The 16,446-nt window shown below is 58.1% G+C and carries 20 protein-coding genes; 5 read left to right on the top strand and 15 right to left on the bottom strand.

The genetic code is table 11. From position 1 onward, the window contains the following. Positions 1–2: 2 nt before the first annotated feature. Entirely contained in the window at positions 3–926 is a 924-nt protein-coding gene (locus tag AAIA72_RS06225; protein ID WP_369602545.1) for an acyltransferase, read from the bottom strand. Between the two features lie 70 nt (positions 927–996). Continuing rightward, complete coding sequence (locus tag AAIA72_RS06220) at positions 997–1,893, bottom strand: glucosaminidase domain-containing protein (RefSeq protein WP_369602544.1); 897 nt, start codon at positions 1,891–1,893, stop codon at positions 997–999. Between the two features lie 72 nt (positions 1,894–1,965). On the opposite strand from AAIA72_RS06220, the gene AAIA72_RS06215 reads away from it, so the two are divergent. Further along, a complete protein-coding gene (locus AAIA72_RS06215; RefSeq protein WP_369602543.1) occupies positions 1,966–2,244 on the top strand; it encodes a DUF1145 domain-containing protein in 279 nt (92 codons plus the stop codon). A gap of 37 nt (positions 2,245–2,281) precedes the next feature. On the opposite strand, the gene AAIA72_RS06210 is transcribed toward AAIA72_RS06215, so the two are convergent. The 4 genes from AAIA72_RS06210 to AAIA72_RS06195 all read right to left on the bottom strand — a co-directional run bounded on the left by AAIA72_RS06210 (position 2,282) and on the right by AAIA72_RS06195 (position 6,668). Beyond that, positions 2,282–4,624, bottom strand: coding sequence for a hypothetical protein (locus AAIA72_RS06210; RefSeq protein ID WP_369602542.1), 2,343 nt, complete (start codon positions 4,622–4,624; stop codon positions 2,282–2,284). Positions 4,625–4,760: 136 nt separating this feature from the next. Continuing rightward, positions 4,761–5,309 carry a YfaZ family outer membrane protein gene (locus tag AAIA72_RS06205; RefSeq protein ID WP_369602541.1) on the bottom strand — a complete coding sequence of 183 codons (549 nt, stop codon included), beginning with the start codon at positions 5,307–5,309 and terminating at the stop codon, positions 4,761–4,763. 70 nt (positions 5,310–5,379) lie between these two features. Next, positions 5,380–6,351 (bottom strand): DUF3187 family protein, encoded by a 972-nt coding sequence (locus tag AAIA72_RS06200; RefSeq protein ID WP_369602540.1) that lies wholly within the window; start codon positions 6,349–6,351, stop codon positions 5,380–5,382. Continuing rightward, positions 6,348–6,668 carry an ArsR/SmtB family transcription factor gene (locus tag AAIA72_RS06195; protein WP_369602539.1) on the bottom strand — a complete coding sequence of 107 codons (321 nt, stop codon included), beginning with the start codon at positions 6,666–6,668 and terminating at the stop codon, positions 6,348–6,350. Before AAIA72_RS06195 ends, AAIA72_RS06200 begins: the two co-directional genes overlap by 4 nt. Positions 6,669–6,770: 102 nt before the next feature. On the opposite strand from AAIA72_RS06195, the gene AAIA72_RS06190 reads away from it, so the two are divergent. Continuing rightward, positions 6,771–6,962 (top strand): DUF2892 domain-containing protein, encoded by a 192-nt coding sequence (locus AAIA72_RS06190; protein ID WP_369602538.1) that lies wholly within the window; start codon positions 6,771–6,773, stop codon positions 6,960–6,962. Here the strand turns inward: AAIA72_RS06190 and AAIA72_RS06185 are convergent, their stop codons facing one another. Continuing rightward, positions 6,963–8,750 carry a cation:proton antiporter gene (locus AAIA72_RS06185; RefSeq protein WP_369602537.1) on the bottom strand — a complete coding sequence of 596 codons (1,788 nt, stop codon included), beginning with the start codon at positions 8,748–8,750 and terminating at the stop codon, positions 6,963–6,965. Between the two features lie 136 nt (positions 8,751–8,886). On the opposite strand from AAIA72_RS06185, the gene AAIA72_RS06180 reads away from it, so the two are divergent. Further along, positions 8,887–10,575 carry an ATP-binding protein gene (locus tag AAIA72_RS06180; RefSeq protein WP_369602536.1) on the top strand — a complete coding sequence of 563 codons (1,689 nt, stop codon included), beginning with the start codon at positions 8,887–8,889 and terminating at the stop codon, positions 10,573–10,575. Between the two features lie 41 nt (positions 10,576–10,616). After that, positions 10,617–11,216: a response regulator gene (locus AAIA72_RS06175; protein ID WP_369602535.1), complete on the top strand. Its 600-nt coding sequence runs from the start codon at positions 10,617–10,619 to the stop codon at positions 11,214–11,216. On the opposite strand, the gene AAIA72_RS06170 is transcribed toward AAIA72_RS06175, so the two are convergent. After that, entirely contained in the window at positions 11,134–11,433 is a 300-nt protein-coding gene (locus AAIA72_RS06170; protein WP_369602534.1) for a YkgJ family cysteine cluster protein, read from the bottom strand. The two genes, AAIA72_RS06175 and AAIA72_RS06170, sit on opposite strands and share 83 nt — an antisense overlap. Positions 11,434–11,574: 141 nt before the next feature. Between AAIA72_RS06170 and AAIA72_RS06165 the strand changes: the two genes are divergently transcribed. Further along, the gene (locus AAIA72_RS06165; protein ID WP_369602533.1) at positions 11,575–12,015 is read left to right on the top strand and encodes a PilZ domain-containing protein; all 441 of its coding nucleotides are present in this window, start codon (positions 11,575–11,577) and stop codon (positions 12,013–12,015) included. Here the strand turns inward: AAIA72_RS06165 and tsaA are convergent. From tsaA to AAIA72_RS06130, 7 genes are read right to left on the bottom strand one after another with little or no spacing between them, the layout of a single operon-like run. Continuing rightward, a complete protein-coding gene (gene tsaA, locus AAIA72_RS06160) occupies positions 12,009–12,719 on the bottom strand; it encodes a tRNA (N6-threonylcarbamoyladenosine(37)-N6)-methyltransferase TrmO (RefSeq protein WP_369602532.1) in 711 nt (236 codons plus the stop codon). The genes AAIA72_RS06165 and tsaA overlap by 7 nt on opposite strands. Positions 12,720–12,721: 2 nt before the next feature. Then, a complete protein-coding gene (locus AAIA72_RS06155) occupies positions 12,722–13,747 on the bottom strand; it encodes a hypothetical protein (RefSeq protein ID WP_369602531.1) in 1,026 nt (341 codons plus the stop codon). 35 nt (positions 13,748–13,782) lie between these two features. Continuing rightward, entirely contained in the window at positions 13,783–14,460 is a 678-nt protein-coding gene (locus tag AAIA72_RS06150; protein ID WP_369602530.1) for an LrgB family protein, read from the bottom strand. After that, the gene (locus tag AAIA72_RS06145; protein ID WP_369602529.1) at positions 14,447–14,815 is read right to left on the bottom strand and encodes a CidA/LrgA family protein; all 369 of its coding nucleotides are present in this window, start codon (positions 14,813–14,815) and stop codon (positions 14,447–14,449) included. Before AAIA72_RS06145 ends, AAIA72_RS06150 begins: the two co-directional genes overlap by 14 nt. Continuing rightward, positions 14,812–15,012, bottom strand: coding sequence for a DNA gyrase inhibitor YacG (gene yacG, locus AAIA72_RS06140; RefSeq protein WP_369602528.1), 201 nt, complete (start codon positions 15,010–15,012; stop codon positions 14,812–14,814). Before yacG ends, AAIA72_RS06145 begins: the two co-directional genes overlap by 4 nt. Continuing rightward, a complete protein-coding gene (gene coaE / locus AAIA72_RS06135) occupies positions 14,918–15,559 on the bottom strand; it encodes a dephospho-CoA kinase (protein WP_369602527.1) in 642 nt (213 codons plus the stop codon). The genes yacG and coaE overlap by 95 nt, the downstream gene beginning before the upstream one ends. Positions 15,560–15,561: 2 nt before the next feature. After that, the gene (locus AAIA72_RS06130; protein WP_369602526.1) at positions 15,562–16,446 is read right to left on the bottom strand and encodes an A24 family peptidase; all 885 of its coding nucleotides are present in this window, start codon (positions 16,444–16,446) and stop codon (positions 15,562–15,564) included.

The raw sequence follows: 16,446 nt of genomic DNA, 5'->3' as shown, positions 1-16,446 counted from the left end.
CGTCATGCAGATTTGCGCTCCGGCGGCAGAGCCCCTGCTTCCTTGAGCAAGGCATCCATCCGGGCATCTTTCTCGGCCCAGAGCTGGGCCACCCACTCCTGAAACTGCTTTTTGAACACTTCATCTGTGGTGTAATCCCGGTTGCGGAAGTGCGCCGGAATCTCGATTTGCCGGATGTCTACAATAATTCTGGGGATACGGCCGCAGACAAAGTCCCAGAAGCTGATGACGCGCTCGGGATAACAGATGGTGATGTCCAGCATGATGTGGATATAGTCACCCAGTGCGCCCAGAACAAACGCGGCACCCCCGGCCTTGGGTTTAAGGAGATGTTTGTAGGGTGATTTCTGACGCGCATGCTTTTCGGGGGTAAAACGCGTACCTTCCATGAAGTTGAAAATGGCAACCGGCGTGTAGCGGAATTTTTCGCAGGCCTTTCGGGTCGTTTCGAGATCCTTGCCCTTGAGGGCAGGGTTGCGCTCTACCTGCTCTCGCGTATAACGCTTCATGAATGGGAAATCCAGTGCCCACCACATCAGTCCGATGATTGGCACCCAGATCAGCTGTTGCTTGAGGAAAAATTTGGGCATGGGAGTTTTGCCCAGTAAAGCATGTTGTACTACCGGGATATCTGCCCAGGACTGATGATTACAGGTCACCAGGTACCACTCATCCCTTTTCAATCCTTCGGTGCCGCGGATATCCCACTGAATGTTATGGAACAGTTCGATCAGCATGCTGTTGAACCACATCCAGTAGTTGGAAACGCCAATCAGCATGCGCGTCAGCGCGGCATCCAGGCTGCGGATGGGGATCAGTTTGATAAGCCCCACGCTGACCACGATGGGAAAGAGCAGAGTGGTGTTGAGCGTGATCAGCAAGAGTGCCGTGATGCCCTTGAAATTCTGTACGATACGTGTCGTCATGCGTTTTCCGTTCTATCAACCCGGACAGGATAGTCTCTCAGGTATTATACGGGAGCCTTAGCCAGGTTCTCTACCCTTTGGCCGGGATTTCACCCGCAAGCATGTCGTACTTTTCCAGTCGGTTCTGCCGGATCATGTCGGTGACCAGGGTAATGTACGCATCCCCTTGTTCGGAATAGCGCGCCAGCGCGGTGGCCAGTGCAGTGCCCGTCAGGGGCACTCCCTCTGATCGTAGTCTGGCGCGCAGTTTTCGCAGCGCCTCGTAGTGACTGTGGCGATTCAGGTTCAGCATGTAGTCTTCAACGGAGGCCAGTACATTCGGGTAACGCCTGACTTCGTGGGATTTGCCTTCATCCCGGTTGAGCGGGGGAAGGCCGCAGCCTGGCGTGAAGCACCAGACACCAAAGAGGTTATTGCCCTTGACAGCAAAGCGTGATGTTCCCCAAGCGCTTTCGATGGCTGCCTGCGCCAGAACCAAAGAGGGCGGAAGGACATCGACCCGTTCCAGGAGTTTATTCCAGAAGTCCTGGTTGTCAGGCTCAAAAGGCACGCGGTATTTGCGTGCCAATCGGTGAAGCATCCCTTGTTCTGCTTCAGAAAGTTGATTTTGTCGGGCCCGGAGGTTCACTATGAGGCGCCTTTCTTCCATGATGTGTCGGTTTGCAGTTTCAACTACCGGTAAAAGAAAGTTGAAAAATGCACGTTTGCGTTCTCGCACATCCTTGAATGCATTGAAGTTGGGCAGTGCTCCCTCAGCCATATAGCGATGGTTGAAACGGTCTGACTGTGCCTTGGAATTGCGCGGAGCGGTTATGATGTCCGGTTTGGGAGCCTTGGTGTTGGCATGCTGGGATGGGGACAGCTGTGCGGTGATCTGATTCAGTGTCCATCCCCCTGCCAGAAAGCTTGTCAGAAGCGCGCCCCCCAATACACTTGCCCACCAAACCCGCATATACTGCCCCTTCAAGAATGTCTGTTGCTGGATTGTTGCAGGTTGAATGAAGAGGGATCAACCCGTATTAACCGAGAAGGGGGTGGAATGAAGCTGTTCATCATGATGGGCAAGGGGCTTGTAGGGCTTTTCTGGCTGGGGGAAGGGCTGAACCTGTTTCAGGTGTTTCCGAAGGAAGTGAGTGGCATCTATCACATTCTGGCGGTCACCATCCTGGCCATCCACTGGGTGGAAGCCGTCCTGGCTTCGCGGATGTGGGCCCAGAGCTGGATAGAGCCAAAGTACGAAAAAATGCAGATTCTGGCCTTTGGCGTGTTCCACATCCTTGCGCTGCGGGGGCAGCAGCGCAAGGGATTGCGGAAATAAGTTTTCTGTTGTTGACGAACCCGCAGCCTTGCCTGCTTCAGGGGCTGTCCGGAGTCAGGGACTGCCTGCGGGTGGCAAAGATCAGTCCCAGGCGGTTGCCGTATTCCAGCCTGAGTACCATCAGGTCTGCCTTGTCAGAGCCTTCCACACCCTGGTCCGCCACAAAGCCCTTCAACCCGAAGGTATCACTGCCGCCGGCCGGGTCAGACAAACTCAGACTGAAGGCTTGAGGGACATTGGTATCAGCGGCACCTTCGGTGGCAGGCAGGGCGGAGGGAGTTTGTGTGAAGGTTTCCCTGACCGGGGCGGTCAATTGCCCGGAGTTGGCCGTCTCGCACACTCTGATCTCGCCCCAGTTCAGCGTTGCCAGGCCACTACTGTCAAACGTCAGTGTGGCACCGTCAGTCTGACCGAAACAGTGCTGGCCTGAATCAAGAAGTACGAAGTTGCCATGCAACTCCCATGTCTGTCCGGCAAAATCCTTGACCGTATGGCTTGCGGGCAGTTTGACGGCGACCCAGAAACGCCGCGTGCTGCTGTCACTGGCGTCCGTTGCTGCCAGCAGACTGCCATCGGGTGAGGCTGCGCCGACAGCGTCAGAGAGCATGAGCCGGCCAACGGGCCTGTCGATATTGGTTTGTGTGTCTTTATCATAGATCAGGGTCTCTGCCAGCGAGGCAGTCAGGTTGCCCGGCGAAGTCGTTACGGTGGATGCCGGGCCACTGACGACATGACTGCTGTCCCGGGAAAGGCTGATTGTTGTGTAAAAGGCATTGGGCTGGCTGCGCGACAGTGTCACACTGCTGCCTGAGATGGGGCCTGATGTCCAGATTTCCACGCCTGATGCATAGCCCGCTCTCGGGTTGCTGCTTGCCGAGAGTGTCTGCTCAAAATAGAGCGCGCCGTATTTTGCCTGGCCGTTGCCGCTGTCCAGGCGCGCCAGCGTAAAATCGTCGTCGGTGGTTTCCGTATCCTCATCCGATTGGCGCAGGTAGACATCCCATCCGAACGTATAGATGTCGCGGGCCTTGTTCAGGCGCGAATAGGTTTTCTTGTCCGCGTTGTACTGAAGATTGTAGTTTTGGGTATTGGCCAGCATGACACCCACCATGGCTTTCTGGGCCTGGGCCGAATACAAGTGGCTGAAGAAGGGATTTTGCAGCCAGCCTTGTGGAATAGGGTCGTTCTTGCGGGTAATGGTTTGTGTCTGGCGGCGACCAAATTCCCAGAAACCCCCGGTATTCAGAAACATGAAGGTATTGCCGGCAAACTGGGAGTTGTGTTCTGAGTCACTGTTTTCAACAATAAGCTCGGCACTGCCGCCGACTGACTCCTTCAGCACATCCCTGAGGATGGGGACATCCTCTGTCAGTACTGTGGGAATGCTGGCAATACCCAGATTGGACAGGATGACCCGGGGATACTGCCAGGTCGTGATGTCCGATTCCAGCTGGGCGGGGTCACCATAGCGATCTCCCACACCGGTCGACGGGGTGTCATCGGTAAAGGCCGTGGCTTCGAGGGCGAAGCTGACGGCATTGTAGGTGCCGCCGCGGTTCTGGAGTACGGTGGGGACTTCCAGAGCCTGTGAAATTTCGCTGAGGGTGTTGCCCTTGATGATGTCGGCCTTGATGGCATTGAAATACTGATCTTCGTAGCGGGTGAACAGGGCATTGTCATCCAGTGCTGACAAGATGGTGTTCAGGTCCGCCGAGTCCTCAAAGCTGATTTCGAAGTCGGTCACTGCGTCATTCAATCCCTGCCAGAGCGCGGGTCTGGGATCATTGGATTCATGGCAGTCCTTTTCCAGCGTACCGCAGGGCAGGAGCGCGTCAAAGGTGCTCTGATCGGGGAAGGTCCGGGTTGAGAAAAAACGACGAACGGCATGTTCGGTCGCGGCATTGATCAGGATACCCTGATTGCTGTTGGGTAGCGCCCGACGGAGAACTGTACCGCTGCCATCCGTGAAGGTCGCCTTGACGACCAGATCCAGCCGGTTCGGAATGCCATCGGGAAAGGTAATGGTGTAGGTGTTGTCACTGTTGATTCGCACGCTGTAATCGGATCCCTGAACCACATCCGCATGTTCATTGCCTTCCCGGTCCAGGCGAACCACACTGATGGAGGGTGCCGTTGTGGCGGACCCGGCTGACAGCGCGCGGGCAGTCATTCCGGAGGTGGCCTCGACACGTACCACAACCTCATTGGGGTTTATCGAGCTGTCCGGTTTGTTGCTTTCCGTCCCGCCTTCAATCGTGTCCCCCGAGCCGGTCTTGCCTGTACTGATGTTTCTGGCGCCATCCACGGCTTCCGAGCCGCCACCACAGGCAGTCAGCAAGAGCGCCGAGAACAGCGTGGCCAGCAGAGTCATCCTCTTCATGTGTGCTCCGGATACATGTCAGTCACTATGCGTACAAGAGTACGGTTTCGCAAAGGCGAATGGAAGGCGGGAAGTTGAAGAGTGTGACCGGATTCAGAAAGGGCTGCCCGGAGAGAGCAGCCCTGAACAACAGGTGTCAGAACTTGATGGACAGGCCCGCGAACAGACCTTCATCTACGTTGAGGTCCTGTTTGCCTTCGGTATCAAATTCAATGGTGCGGTAACCGAGGAACACATCCGCATTGCGGATAACACGGTAGGTGCCTCTCAGCTCAAACCTGAACAGGCCATCCGCATCGCCAAATGAAGTAATGGCCGGCGCATAGTAGAGCGTGGTGCGTACGCCGAGTCCGGGAACATCCGGGATCTTGATATGCGCACTGCCACCCAGCGCCAGTGCAGTGCCTTCAAACGGTGAATCGCTGGCGTAATGGATCATGCCGCCCAGCGTGACGGTAGTGGGCAGGTTGCCCAGAGCGGTCTGTCCCCTTGCATGCATGCCGGCTGTGACCAGATGGCGGCTCCCTTCGTGATACAGGTAGCCGAAGTTGAGATCGATGTTTCTGCCCACTCCCGACAATGTCAGATCAAGGTTGACCGCGTCGTTGCTCAGTGCTGTGTCGAGCTCATTGGCAGTCGCGACGGTGCCAGTCAGGCAAAGCAGACATAACACGATTCGTTTCATTGGGAACTCCAGGGTGTTTGAGGTGTGGAGGCTATGGTACTGATACGGATCGGCCTGAACAAGGCGCGATTCAGTCCCAGGAGGTCCTGACCGCAATCCACGTGGACCAGTCCGGTGAGGCCCCGGGGTTGAGGTCTTCGCTGAAACCGGTTTCCAGAGTCAGTCGGCCAAGCGGCACACGCGCCCCCAGTGACAGGATGAGCGGGAGATTTCCCAGTGCGTCCATACGGCTGTCATACAGGGGAGTGTGGGTATCCAGCTGACCGGTCAGTACCAGCACAGTCCAGGGCTGCCATGCCAGGCCCGCCCGGCCCTGAAACCGCAGCACGTGGCGTCTGTCCTCAAGGGCGTCATCCCCGCCGGCAAAGACGCTCATTCCGGCTCCGGCCTGTGCGGACAGCTCGGGGCTCAGGGACCAGCCTCGGGTCCAACCGCCGTGAATGGCCCATTCGGCGGCGCCGAGGGCCGCGTTGTCGGCCGGTGACCAGGAGACGGCGAACTGGAACCGTTCTGGGTGTTCTCGATCACCCCGACTCCAGCCACCTTCAACTTCGAAATACCGCCAGGCTGGGGTAACCTTGCTGACTTCATGGGTGCCGGATGCGTCCGTGTGGCGATAAAACAGCCGGTTCTTGTCTCTGAGCTCCCGCCCGCCGTTGGGCAGTTGAAAGAACTGGTGCCAGTCCTGAATGATGCTGTCCCAGATACCCGTGTCGTGACGAACATAGTGTGCCTGAAAGCTCATGTCCAGGGCTGGGGTGAGTGGCATGCGAATGCGCACGATACCGCGTTGGACTTCGCCGTCCAGTTCGAGCGTTTCATCGTGTCCCTGCTGAATCTGGAACACATTCGCGGCAGAGGCACGGAGTTCAAGGGTGGTGTGTTCGGGGCGGGTCGCATCCAGCTGCAACAACGGATAACCGCTCTGCCACGGATTGTCATTGGTGACAAACGTGCCCGGTGCGACCGGCGCTGCCTGCGCCGCAGCCCCCAACATGGCTGGAACGAGGAGTTGGCATTGCCAGCGACGTGAACGGCTCATGCGAGGCTCTGGTTCTTCTGTTCAAGTTCCTCTGCAATCCCGCCGCATACAATGTCGCAGAGTTGAAAGATGTAGGGTGCGGCGATGGAGAAGTAGGCCTGGTTGCCCTGCTTGCGCCTGTGTACCAGCCCTGCCGTTCTCAGCAGTGCCAGGTGCTTGGAAATGTTGGGCTGAGAACTGCCGGTTGCGGAGACCAACTCATTGACCGTTTTCTCACCGTTTTGCAGTTCATGGAGAATACGAAGGCGAATGGGATCACTGAGTACTTTGAACTTCTGGGCAACTTCGCCCAACAGCACGTCATTCATTGGTTTCATGGTGTCCCCCTTTCATGGCAGCAGTATATTACAGTACTAGCATATTTGACTAATATATAGATGGGAATATAATTGATATGGAATTTAACGGAGGGCAAGTGTATGACAGTGAATGAAGCGCTCAGATTGCTGGCAGGTATTGTGGTTCTCGTGGGGCTGGCCATTGGCTATTTCGTCAATGAATATGGCTATTTGCTGACAGCCTTTGTCGGACTGAACCTGATTCAGTCCGCATTCACGAAGTGGTGCCCTGCCATGACCATTTTCCGCAAGATGGGCCTGAAGGAGGGGTGATCACACCCCTCCCACCAGACTGATCAGGACCTGGCCCGGTTTGGGGACGACCTGCCTGTCCGTCGTAAAGAGTGTGAGCTTGCCGGACTCCGAAATCACACACAGGGGTGCGGCTTCCTGGTCGGCATATTGGGCCTTGAATTGCTCGAATGTGAAGTCCTTGGTGATCGGGGTGCGCTTGATCGTTGCGCCGTGATGCAGCCGCCGGGTGATGTAGGCAAAAGACATCTGAGGCCCGAACAGTGTGTGTCCCGAAAGATCTTCCGGGATCCATTGTTCGGGCTTTTCCTTGTCCTGCGGCTCGCCCAGCTGATAGACCTCCTTGAGACCAAAGACGTCGCCAAAGCGGATGCAGGCCAGTGAATTCAGCTCGAGGTTCGGTGTCAGGGCCAGGAAGCGGCCCATGCCCGTATAATCAATTGTCTGTGTGACCTTGTCGGACAGTACGTTGCCCAGCAGCGTTGGTATGCCTTCCATGCGGGCGGCCTTGATTGCAGTCCACTGCGCATCAATGATCAGTACCGGGATCTTTTCCCGCATCAGGGCCTTGGCAAGGGAGCGGGAGAACAGGTTTGACCCCAGGATGACGCAACCTTGCGGATCTTCATCGGCCAGATCCAGCTTCTTGGCCAGCGGCCGGGCTGACAGACCATAGATGAGAATGGTGCCGACAATGATGAAAAACATGTTGGGTACGAGTTTTTCGGCACCGGGGACGCCGAGCTGGATCAGCTGTGAGGCGAAAAGGGAGGTGACCGCCGCTGCCACGATTCCACGTGGCGCCAGTGCGGAAATGAACAGCTTTTCCTTGAAGGGGAGCTCGCTGCGCAGAGTTGACAGGTAGACGGCAGCGGGGCGCACCAGCAGGATGAGCAGCAGCAGGAACACGAAGCTGCCTGCGCTGATCTGCTGCAGATCTTCCGGTCGCATGCGCGCAGCCAGGATAATGAACAGGGAAGAAATGAGCAGTACACGCAAATCTTCCTTGAAGCCGACCATATTGCGGATGGAGACCTTTTTCTGGTTGCCCAGATAGATGCCCATTACGGTCACGCTGAAAAGACCGCTTTCATGCTGGATCAGGTTGGAGAGAGTATAGAGGCCCACGACCATGCCCAGCGTGAAGGTGTTGACCAGAAATTCCGGCACGAGGTGATGCTTCATCGCGTGTGCCACGATCCAGCCGGCAATCAGGCCGCCGACGACGCCCACCACGATAGTGATGGGAAACCCGGAAATGAGTACGGTCGTGGCCGAGGTAAAGTTGGAGGCCACGATGGCTTCGTAGATCAGAACCGCAAGCAGTGCACCGATGGGATCATTCAGGATGCCTTCCCATTTAATGATGGTGTTCACTCGGCCCTTTGGCCGGATCATCATCAGCATCGGGATGACCACCGTGGGGCCGGTCACGGTGAGGATGGCACCGAGCAGCATGGCCAATGACCAATCGAGACCCAGGGTCAGCTTGGCCAGCAGAGAGGCCAACACCCAGGTCACAAGAATACCAGCGCTGACAAGCCCCTGGACAACTCCGGACGTAGCCCTGACTTCGCGCAACTTCAGGCTGAGGCCGCCTTCGAACAGGATGACCCCGACGGCCATGCCTACGGCCGGAAACAGAAACTCGCCAAACAGACGGTCCGGCTCCAGCCAGCCGGTTGCCGGGCCAAGCATGAAGCCGGAAATCAGCAGCAGCAGGATGGAGGGAAGTCTGAGACGCCAGGCGATGTACTGTGCCAGAACGCCAAAGCCCAGAATCAGAGCAAGTGCAATTTGATCAGACAAGACAAAGGTCTCATGCGGCTGAAGATTGGCGAAGATTAACAACATGGAATGTCCTTTGCCAAGGGATTTTTGGACGCTCCGGAAAAGCCTCTGTTAGAATGAGGGCTGCAAGGCAGACGAGCGAGAGGCGATTTTCTTGATCAGACGACTCCTGAAGCGGTTTTCCGACAACCCGCTGGCAACACGGGTCTGGCTGTGGGTGCTGGTATTCGGGAGCTTGGTGGCGTTGGTGTTTACCGGAGTCCAGCTTTGGCTGGAGTATCGGGAAGATGCCCGTCAGTTCGATCTGCGTATCAATGAAGTCGTGCATTCTGCGTTGCCCAGTCTGGCCAATAGTATCTGGGCCGTGGACGAGCGCAACATCCGTTCCCTGCTCGAAGGCATCCGCACCACCAATGGGGTGTATTACGTTTCACTCATCACCGCGGATGACCGCGTCTATACCGCGGGCGAATCGCCGGTCATTGACGGGGTGAAGACCCGGGCACTCTCCTGGCCGGTCGTATTCAATTTGCCCCCGGAAAAATGGATGGGTGACCTGACGGTTTTTCTGGATCCGCGAGCATTGTACGACCGGGTTCTGGACCGGGGGATCACAATACTGGTCAGCCAGAGCATCAAGGCATTACTGGTAGCATTCTTTTTCCTGATGGTATTCCGGCGTTTGGTCAGCCGGCATCTGGAGGCGATGGCCGAGTATGCCAGGGAGCGAGATCTTGAGACGTTGGCGTCGCCTCTCGTGCTGAAGCGCAACGAGCCGGCGAAGGATGATGAACTCTCGCGTGTTGTGAAAGCGCTGAACCTGATGCGTGAACGCATACAGGAGCAGGCACATCGTCTCCATGACGTTGAGGCGCGCTTGCGACAGGAGCAGGAAGAGACGCGGGAAGCGCATCGCATGCGCAGTCTCTATCTTGCCAACATGACGCATGACATCCGGACGCCGATGAACAATGTGCTGGGCTATACCAACCTGCTGCTGGAGCGGCCTCTGCCGGATGACGTGCGCGACAGCGTTCGTGTCATTCACGAAAGCGCGCAGCTGCTGCTCGAGCGGGTGAATGACATTCTGGATCTTTCCCGACTGGATGCGGGCCTGGTCGAAGTCGAAGTTCAGCCGTTTGAGCTGCGCCCGTTGATTCAGGAAGTGGTCAGGGCGCATATGGGGGCTGCAGATGGCAAAAACCTGGTTCTGGATTACCAGATAGATGATGCGCTGCCACCCTGGCTGGCGGGCGATGCTGCAAAGATACGTCATATTCTCAGTGTGTTTACCCGAAATGCCGTCCGTTACACCCAGCAAGGCCACGTCTTTGTTCAGGCCGAGTTCGTGGATCAGGAAGGCGACGCGTGGCGGGTCAGGTTTTCGGTTGAGGATACTGGTCCCGGCCTGTCCCGTGATGAACTCAAGCTGGTTTTTCGGGAGTTTTACCGGCCCTACCAGGCTGGCTCCGATGGCGGTGTGGGGCTGAGCCTTTCCATTTGCAAGCGTCTTGCAGAAACGATGGATGGGAAGGTGGGCGTGACCAGTCGGGAAGGTGATGGCGCCACCTTCTGGCTGGAGTTGCAGTTGGGCAAGGCACATGTGAGCCTCATCACCGAAACACCGCATCTGCCTGAGGGATTCCGGGTGCTTGTTTATGATCCGCAAGCCCTGAGCCTGAAAACAACCGTACAGCAACTCAAGGCATGGCATGCTGATGTGGAGGGTGTCAGTCACGAGGAGGCGTTTCTGCGCCTGCTGCGAAACTGTCAGGACGATGAAACCTGTTATCACGTCATCATTCTTGACAGTCTGGTGGCATCGGATCAGGGGGCGCCCTGATCCGCCGGATCCGGAAGGCCCCTTCGGTCCGTCACGTCCCCGTGCTGGTGCTGGCCACCCATGCCCACAGAGGTGATGCGGAACTCTATCGTCGGCTGGGCGCGGATGGCTATCTGAGCAAGGAGTACCGTGAAACCAGTCTGGGAGGCGTACTGATCCGCCTGCTGGAAGGGGAGGAACTCTTTGTGACCCGGTTCCCCTCCGGCGATGATCCGCATCAGCGACAGAAGGAAATGGCGGTGGGGCTCCGTGTGCTTGTTGTGGAAGACAACCCTGTCAACCTGATGCTTGCACGGCGCCTGCTGGAGAAATGTGGCTGCGAGGTGGCCCAGGCCCGTACCGCGCAGGAAGGACTTGCCCGGGCACAGGAAGCGCCCTATGACATGATTCTGCTGGATTGCCGGCTACCCGATCTGGACGGCCCGGAAGTGGTGCGTTCACTCAGGCAGCAACCCGGGCCAAATCAGGAAGTGGCCATTTTCGCGCTTGTGGCTCAGGTGACCGAAAGTGAACGGGCCCGTTGTGTCGAGGCGGGCGTGACCGCCTTTCTGACCAAGCCTATCCGCTACGAGGAGCTCTGTGAGGCGGTGCAGAAAGCGGGTCTGTTGCCTGTGTCGCCTGCTCGAGCCACGTCAGATTGATCAGGGCATCCTCCGTTGTCTCTCCGCAGACGTGCGGATCCGCGTCAAAATCAAGGCAAACCTTCGGGCGCTCGGGAAGACCGAACAGGCTGCACTTGCCTGAGCTGTCCAGATGTATGCAACGGATCCCCGCCGGTTTGCCCTCCGGCATACCCGGAATGGGCGAGCTGATACTGGGGGCGATGCAACAGGCGCCACAGCCGATGCGGCATTTCATGTGCGCAATCTCGCTCGTTGAGTACAGTGGCCGGCAAGTATAGTCCGTATGCGTAAAACATTGAAACAAAGTGGTGTCGGTGCTGGTCAAATATCACAGGTGCGATACACTGAAAACAGATATTCAAGATTGGGGTGTGCCATGCGCAGCTTCATCCGACATCCGACAGATATTCCGGTCCGCCTGCGCTGCAGTGATGCCGAGCCTGACGAATTGCCGCTGAGAAACATCAGTTTTGGCGGGGTGTGCTGCATGTCGGACAAGCCCTACAAGGCCGGTACGTCACTGACGCTGACGATCCGGCACGTTGATCCGCCATTCGAGTGTCCGGTACGGGTTGTCTGGTGCAGGCCTCGCAGTTCCGGGCAGTTCGAACTGGGGCTGGAGTTCCTGTCGGAACAGGATGCCTATGCCGCGCGGATGGTGGAGCAAGTCTGTCATATCGAGCATTACCGGAAACAGGTGGCGGTCAACGAGGGACGCATGCTGACGCCCGAACAGGCGGCTGCCGAATGGATCCGCAAATATGCCGGAACCTTCGCCCCGGACAACCAGCCCGAATCCTCTCAAACCTGTCAGTAGGGCGGGGGTTCCAGGGCTTGTACCGTCACCTGTTCGCCGGTGACGCAGTAGACAACGTTCCAGCCGAACATGCGTACCCCGTGCGTGCTGTCTTCCTGATGCCGGTATGCAGGCCGGGGATCCAGGGACAGGGTTTCCTCTATGATTGCACCGGCACCGGAATGCAGCCGCTCAAGGGAGGCCAGGGCATCCAGTGCAGCCGGTGACCAGGTGACAGTCAGTCTCGGGCGCGGCGCTTCGGGTGCAAACCCGCCAAGGGCATCGGGTATCGCTTCCGTATAGGGCAGGTAGGGCTTGATGTCCAGTACCGGCGTGCCATTCACCAGGTCCGCGCCTTCGATTTGCAAGACCGTCCGGCCGTTTTGTCGTGTCAGTCCCCGGTGTCTGACAAGCGAGAGCCCCAGCGGGTTGGGGCGGAACGGGCTGCGTGATGCAAACACGCCCACCTTGCGGTTGCCGCCGAGCCGGGGCGGTCTCACCAGAGGTTGATCGCGCCGGCCCCTGGCCTGATGGAACCAGAAGATCAGCCAGATATGAGAGAAGCTCTCGAGCTCGCGGGTGGCGAGTTGCGGGTCGATGTCCTCAGCAAACGCGATATGACTGGTGTGCCGAACCAGGCCGGGCTGGCGGGGTGTCCCGAATTTTTCGTCAAAGAGGGTCTGTACCCAGCCCACAGGCCGGAGTTCGAGCGTCTCGTTCATCATGGTTACTCTGAAAAAACCAGTTCAAGGCCCACCGAAAGTGATGGCGACAGGTCCCAGTTTTTGTCACGGGACCAGAGCGCTTCCGGCACAACCTGAAGAAACAGCCAATCCTGGTAAAGCTTCTGGCGATAACGAAACTGATACAGATAATCCGTACTTCTCAGGCTGGGTTTGTTTTCGCCAATCCATGCAACGCGGTTTTCAATCAGGCGCCGCTCGTCCCACGTGAAGAAGGCAGAAAACGACTGGACAAAGGTCCATGAATGGTCGTCATCATCCCAGCTGGCATCCGTGTAACTGCGGCCCAGCCAGCGCTCTTTCAGTGGTTTGTCCATGGTCAGGGCGTTCTTGAAACCCAGGTGCTCAATGTGCGTATAAAATAAAGTGCTCTGAAAGTGTGTTTCGCCCCCGTCATGCGGCCAGTTCCACTTGCGGGCGGCCTTGATCCGCACAAACGGATCCGGCGGAAACTCTGCCTTGACGCCCAGCTCACCACGCCATTTCCAGTGATGAATCAGCTCGCCGAAACTCAGGCGGCCTTCTGTCCGGGTGCCCGGGCGCTCCTTGTCCGTGAGGTTGCTGTCGCGGAGCTTGGTGCTGGCTGCGGTTTCATCCGTCGGTTCGTTTTCGATGACCAGCCTGAAACGCTCGTTGGTCAGAGGCAGGTCCAGTTTGAAACGTGCCTTGGGTGTATTTTCGATGACTTCGGACTTTTTCCAGACGCTGGTCCAGCTGAGTTTCAGGTGGCTGTGATTCGGTGCGTCCTTACTGTCCCGGTTGGCCAGAAAGCCGTCGATGGAGCGGCCGGTGGCAACCAAGCGGTGGGACCAGTTGTTGCGCTGGTTGATCAGCCAGTCCAGAGAGCGGGTTGACCAGCTTGTCGGTTTGTCTGCGCGGGGCGCTTCAGGCTGAGATTGGGTTTCCGGTGTGGAGGCCTGTTCCGGGGCATTTTCCTGAGGTGCGCCCCATGCCGGCATGATGAGCAGCCGGAAACAGACAATCAATATCAAACATGAACGTGCGGACAACCTGTTTCCTTATGCTTCAGGAGTATGAACAAGTATCAGTATAGACCAAAAAGGGGCAGCAGAACGGGTAGCAGAAAGGAGGTGTAGATGCCTGTCAGCCCCATGGCCAGGGCAGAAAACGCGCCGGCTTCGCCATGCACGCCAAAAGCGCGGGCGGTGGCGATGCCGTGGCCGCTGAGGCCCATGGCCAGACCGAGACTGAGATGGGAAACCTGCCGTTCGACCAGCGGGCCGGCCAGCGCCACCAGCATGCCGGTAATAATGACGATTGCACCCGAAAGTGCGGGCAGCCCTCCCAGAGCGTCGCTCAACGCCAGCGCGATGGGGGTGGTCACGGATTTGGGGGCAACCGTGATCACCAGCTCATCGGGCAGGCCCAGCCAGCGAGCAAGCATGATGGAAGAGGCCGCGGCGATGGTGCCGCCCGTGATGACCGCGATGACAATGGGGCGTGCAAACTGTCGGATACGGTGACGGCTTTCATACAGAGGTATGGCCAGTGCTACCGTCGCGGTGCCCAGCAGGGTATGAATGGCCTGGGCCTGGCTGAAATAGGTGCTGTAATCCACGTCCCGCCAGAGCAGATATCCGATCATGATGAGAATGCCGGTGACGACCGGCTGAAACAGTGGACGCCCGCCTGACAGACGATAGAGGGCCAGCGCCAGCAGATAGCTGAGCAGGGTGGAGGTCAGGGCTTCAACGGGTGTCATGTCCGGATTCACCGGCAGTGAGCCATTGACTGATCAGCAGCGTGGCGAGAAAGGTCAGCACCGTACTGCCCAGCACCACGCCACCCAGTGACCAGCCATATTGAGCAAGGGGTGCGGCCATGCTGACAAACCCGGCCCCGGCAGGGATGAACCAGAGAGGCAGAAGCTGGATCAGCCCCTTGCTCGTGTGACGAAGGTGCAGGCTGCGCTGATCCCCGATGAGGAATAGTGCTGCGAGCAACAACAGCATACCGGCCACCGGACCGGGCAGCGGGAAGGGCAGCCTGGCGCTGATGAACGCCCCAGCCCACTGGAAGCTCAGCAGCACGGACAGATGGATGAGGTAACGTGTCATGGCTCCGGTGTATCGGTTTCGGGAATGCGGTAGGCCTCATCGGCCCAGGCCCCCAGGTCGATCAGACGACAGCGTTCGCTGCAGAAGGGTCTGAAGCGGGATTCAGGAATCCAGGGGACGGGCTTGCGACATGTGGGGCATTTCACCGTCCGTATCTGCGAGCCGGAGGTAGTGGTTGTGGAGTGTTTGGACGTCATGCTTCAGATCTTCCAAGCTTCGATCATTGAGGATGATATCATCTGCATGCTGCAGCCGGAAGCTGCGCGGTGACTGTGCGGCGATGATGGCCTTCAGTGTTTCCGGCGGACTCCCGTCCCGGGCCATGGCCCGCTCGAGCTGGAGAGGCTCGGGAACATCCACCACCAGCACCCGGTCCACGAGGGATTTCTGATTCCCTTCCAGCAGCAGAGGGGACTCCAGGATACAGTAGGGCGCGGTCTGGGTGGCCAGCCAGGTGCGAATGCGCTCAAAAATCAGGGGATGCAGCAGTTGTTCCAGCCATGTCTTTTCAGCCGGATCGGCAAAGATGACCTGTCTCAGCCAGGGTCGGTTCAGCGTGCCTTCCGGGGTCAGGGAGGCCGGGCCGAAGTGTCCGGCTATGGCGTCAAGGGCCGGTTCTCCGGGTTGCACCACGTCCCGCGCCACCTGATCGGCGTCAATGAGGGGAACGCCCAGCTCGGTGAACAAGCGTCCCACCGTAGATTTGCCGGACGCGATGCCGCCTGTCAGCCCTACCCTGAGCATGATCAGAAACCGCCACCGGCTGCGCCACTGCCCAGCCAGGCATTGACGATGGGCTCGCCCCAGAGCAGGGCAATCCAGCCTGCGGTCGCCAGGTAGGGGCCGAACGGAATGGGAATCTGGCGGTCGCGCCCGAGTGCAATGATCATGGCAATACCTACCACGGCACCCACAAGCGAGGACAAGAGAATGATGAGTGGCAGCATCTGCCAGCCCATCCATGCGCCCAGGGCCGCCAGCAGTTTGAAGTCGCCATAGCCCATGCCCTCCTTGCCCGTGATCAGTTTGAACAGCCAGTACACGGTCCAGAGGCTGAGATAGCCGGCTGCAGCACCCCACACGGCACTGTTCAGGTCAGTGAACAGTCCCTGGGTGTTGACCAGCAACCCAAGCCAGAGCAGGGGAAGTGTCAGTACATCCGGCAGCAGTTGCGTGTCGGCGTCAATCATGGTCAGCGCAATCAAGCCCCAGGTCAGCACCAGAGCAGCCAGAAGCTGAGGGGTTGGGCCAAAATGCCAGGCCAGTGCGGCCGAAAGTATGCCGGTGACCACTTCCACGATGGGATAGCGGACTGAAATCCGCTGCCGGCATTGGCTGCAACGCCCGCGCAACAGCAGGTAACTGAGTGCGGGAATGTTCTCCCAGGGGCGGATACGGTGGCCGCAGTGGGGGCAGGTGGAGGCCGGCGTCACCAGATTGAACGGCGCCTCGGGTTGCTCCGGTGTTGCGGACGCTCCGGTCAGTGCCACGCACTCCGCCCTCCATTGCCTTTCCAGCATTTTGGGCAGCCTGTAAATGACCACATTCAGAAAGCTGCCGATGAGCAGGCCAAGAATCAGTGCGGCGGGAACCAGCGCACCCACCGATGCCAGGTTGTTCAGAATGCTCAT

Origin of the sequence: Thermohahella caldifontis (assembly GCF_041153465.1) — a bacterium.
Taxonomy (GTDB): Bacteria; Pseudomonadota; Gammaproteobacteria; order Pseudomonadales; family Oleiphilaceae; genus Thermohahella; species Thermohahella caldifontis.
The sequence above is the reverse complement of the archived record's forward strand: the minus strand, read 5'-3'. Positions and strand labels throughout refer to the sequence as shown.

Coding starts and splice junctions, on each gene's coding strand:
- AAIA72_RS06225 (WP_369602545.1), bottom strand. CDS start 926: ATGACGACACGTATCGTACAGAATTTCAAGGGCATCACGGCACTCTTG.
- AAIA72_RS06215 (WP_369602543.1), top strand. CDS start 1,966: ATGAAGCTGTTCATCATGATGGGCAAGGGGCTTGTAGGGCTTTTCTGG.
- AAIA72_RS06210 (WP_369602542.1), bottom strand. CDS start 4,624: ATGAAGAGGATGACTCTGCTGGCCACGCTGTTCTCGGCGCTCTTGCTG.
- AAIA72_RS06205 (WP_369602541.1), bottom strand. CDS start 5,309: ATGAAACGAATCGTGTTATGTCTGCTTTGCCTGACTGGCACCGTCGCG.
- AAIA72_RS06200 (WP_369602540.1), bottom strand. CDS start 6,351: ATGAGCCGTTCACGTCGCTGGCAATGCCAACTCCTCGTTCCAGCCATG.
- AAIA72_RS06195 (WP_369602539.1), bottom strand. CDS start 6,668: ATGAAACCAATGAATGACGTGCTGTTGGGCGAAGTTGCCCAGAAGTTC.
- AAIA72_RS06190 (WP_369602538.1), top strand. CDS start 6,771: ATGACAGTGAATGAAGCGCTCAGATTGCTGGCAGGTATTGTGGTTCTC.
- AAIA72_RS06170 (WP_369602534.1), bottom strand. CDS start 11,433: ATGAAATGCCGCATCGGCTGTGGCGCCTGTTGCATCGCCCCCAGTATC.
- AAIA72_RS06165 (WP_369602533.1), top strand. CDS start 11,575: ATGCGCAGCTTCATCCGACATCCGACAGATATTCCGGTCCGCCTGCGC.
- tsaA (WP_369602532.1), bottom strand. CDS start 12,719: ATGATGAACGAGACGCTCGAACTCCGGCCTGTGGGCTGGGTACAGACC.
- AAIA72_RS06150 (WP_369602530.1), bottom strand. CDS start 14,460: ATGACACCCGTTGAAGCCCTGACCTCCACCCTGCTCAGCTATCTGCTG.
- AAIA72_RS06145 (WP_369602529.1), bottom strand. CDS start 14,815: ATGACACGTTACCTCATCCATCTGTCCGTGCTGCTGAGCTTCCAGTGG.
- yacG (WP_369602528.1), bottom strand. CDS start 15,012: ATGACGTCCAAACACTCCACAACCACTACCTCCGGCTCGCAGATACGG.
- coaE (WP_369602527.1), bottom strand. CDS start 15,559: ATGCTCAGGGTAGGGCTGACAGGCGGCATCGCGTCCGGCAAATCTACG.
- AAIA72_RS06130 (WP_369602526.1), bottom strand. CDS start 16,446: ATGAGCATTCTGAACAACCTGGCATCGGTGGGTGCGCTGGTTCCCGCC.